This window comes from Streptomyces sp. SID14436, from assembly GCF_010548465.1.
Taxonomy (GTDB): domain Bacteria; phylum Actinomycetota; class Actinomycetes; order Streptomycetales; family Streptomycetaceae; genus Streptomyces.
In genome coordinates this window covers 1-458 of record NZ_JAAGMD010000091.1, presented here as the reverse complement: position 1 = coordinate 458, position 458 = coordinate 1, and the positions used below count along the sequence as shown (strand labels likewise).

1 protein-coding gene is annotated in these 458 nt (G+C 77.7%); it reads left to right on the top strand.

Annotated elements, in window-relative coordinates:
* Positions 1-421, top strand: a 421-nt coding sequence (locus G3I53_RS03135) for a glycosyltransferase family 4 protein (protein WP_164438000.1), incomplete at its 5' end; no start/stop codon positions are given.
* Positions 422-458: the final 37 nt, after the last annotated feature.

The following is a 458-nucleotide window of genomic DNA, read 5'->3' as shown; positions in this document are numbered from 1 at the left end:
GCCGGTGCTGTTCGCGGGGGCGGTCGCGGACCCCGTGCCCTGGTACCGGGCGGCCGACCTGGTCGTCCTGCCGTCGCGCTGGGAGGGCATGGCGCTCGCCCCGCTGGAGGCGATGGCCTGCGGGCGGCCGGTGGTGCTGAGCGACGTGGACGGCGCCCGGGAGAGCCTGCCGCCGGACCTCGCCCCGCACTGCCTGGTGCCGCCGCGGGACCCGGCCGCGCTGGCCGACGCCGTCACCGCACTGCTGCTCGACCCGCCGCTGCGCGCCTCGCTGGGCGAGCGGGGGCGCCGGCACGTCCTGTCCACGCACGACGTACGGCACACCACGCGGGCGGTCGCGGCCCTTTACCGCGAACTCCTCGGCGCGGGGCCCGTGACGTCCGTCGTGTCCACCGAGTGCAGGGAGCCGATCCACTCGTGACCGCGGAAAGCACCGTCCCCACCCCCGCAGGCCAGCC